The organism is Luteimonas rhizosphaerae (assembly GCF_002849595.1).
Lineage (GTDB): Bacteria > Pseudomonadota > Gammaproteobacteria > Xanthomonadales > Xanthomonadaceae > Luteimonas > Luteimonas cellulosilyticus.
Map to the genome: position 1 here is coordinate 1 of NZ_NRQR01000009.1, position 1,839 is coordinate 1,839.

1 pseudogene is annotated in these 1,839 nt (G+C 72.1%); it reads left to right on the top strand.

From position 1 onward, the window contains the following. Window positions 1-1,839, top strand: a pseudogene (locus CJ022_RS17215) (ESPR-type extended signal peptide-containing protein); the annotation flags it as partial.

Below are 1,839 nucleotides of genomic sequence, written 5' to 3' on the forward strand. Positions count from 1 at the left end.
CCTTCGGCAGCGGCGCGTTCGCGCTGGCGACGAATGCAACCGCAGTGGGCTACAACGCAGCGGCGACGGGTGAGAACGCATTGGCCGCTGGTGCGGCCGCGACGGCTGGCGGCGAATACGCGATCGCGGTCGGCGCCGAGAGCACGGCCGACGGTCTGTACGCGACGGCCACCGGTGCGGCGTCGGTCGCCAGCGGTGACGGCAGCCTGGCCTCGGGCGCGCTGGCGGAAGCCTCCGGCGTCGAAGCGACGGCGGCCGGCTTCTTCGCCGACGCATCGGGCGATGGCGCCACTGCGGTCGGCGCCGAAAGCGTCGCCAGCGGTGCGGAAGGCGCGGCATTCGGCTTCGGCGCTACGGCGTCCGAGGACTACACGACGGCGGTCGGCGGCGGTGCGGCGGCGTCGGGCTTCAACAGCACGTCGGTCGGCAACGCGAGCGCAGCGTCGGGTTCGAGCAGCCTGGCGGTCGGTTCCGACAGCACGGCGTCGGGCGAGTACAGCACCGCGGTCGGCCAGGCGGCGACGGCTACCGGCTACAACAGCGTCGCCGTCGGCGGCGCCTTCCTCGGCCTGCTGCCGGCCGAAGCGTCGGGTGACTTCTCCACCGCGATCGGTGGCGCCGCCTTCGCCAGCGGCACCAACAGCACGGCGCTCGGCAACTTCTCCGCGGCGCTCGGCGACGACAGCCTGGCGCTGGGTTCGGACAGCGAAGCCAGCGGCGCCGGCAGCGTGGCCCTGGGCCAGGGCTCGGTCGCGGATCGCGACAACGCGGTCTCGGTCGGTGATGTCGGCAGCGAGCGGCAGATCACAAACGTCGCCGAAGGTACCGAGGACACCGATGCGGTGAACCTCGGTCAGCTCGATGAGGCGACCGCCTACAACCAGTATTTCCGTGCGACCGGCGACGGCGAGGCGTATGCCGATGGCGTCGACGCGACCGCGTCGGGTTCGAACGCGATCGCCGAAGCGGACTATTCGACCGCGATCGGCGCGTCGACCTACGCCTATGGCGTCGGCGCGTCGGCGTTCGGCAGCGGCGCATCCGCGGGCGGCCAGTACGCGACCGCGTCGGGCTACAACGCCGTGGCCGAAGGCGATTCCAGCACGGCCGTCGGCGGCTGGCTGTACTACGAGGATCCCGACACCGGCGAGGTGCTGCTCGACCAGACCACGACGGCGATCGGCGAGGGTGCCTCGGCCTTCGGCGCAGGTGCGCAGGCCGTCGGCGCGTTCAGCACCGCGACCGGTGCTGGATCGGCGGCGGAGGGCCTGCAGGCCACCACGACCGGCTATTCCAGCAGCGCGACCGGCGACTACAGCACGGCCAACGGCAGCTTCAGTGCCGCCACCGGCCAGGGCGCGACCGCGCTCGGCTACAGCAGCACCGCGTCCAACCAGTACTCGACCGCGGTCGGCTGGGGGGCCGCTGCCAACGGCGCGGGCAGTACCGCGATCGGCGGCATGGGCGATCTGGTGCCGGGCCTGGGCTTCCTGGTCAATGCCCAGGCGGATGGCACCGCGTCGGTGGCATTCGGCGCGGGCTCCGGCGCGTGGAGCGATTACGCCAGTGCGGTGGGTGCACTCGCGCAGGCGGATGGGATCGGCGCAACGGCCCTGGGTTACTTCGCCTACGCGCAGGCCGAAACCTCGACGGCGCTGGGTTCGCAGGCGTGGGCGAGCGGAGATCGCGCTCTCGCAGCGGGCTTCTACAGCACCGCAGCGGGCGAGGACAGCGTCGCGCTGGGCGGCAATGCCTATGCCGAAGCGAGCAACAGCGTCGCACTCGGTGCGAACTCCACCGCCGATCGCGACAACACGGTGTCGGTCGGTGACGTCGGCA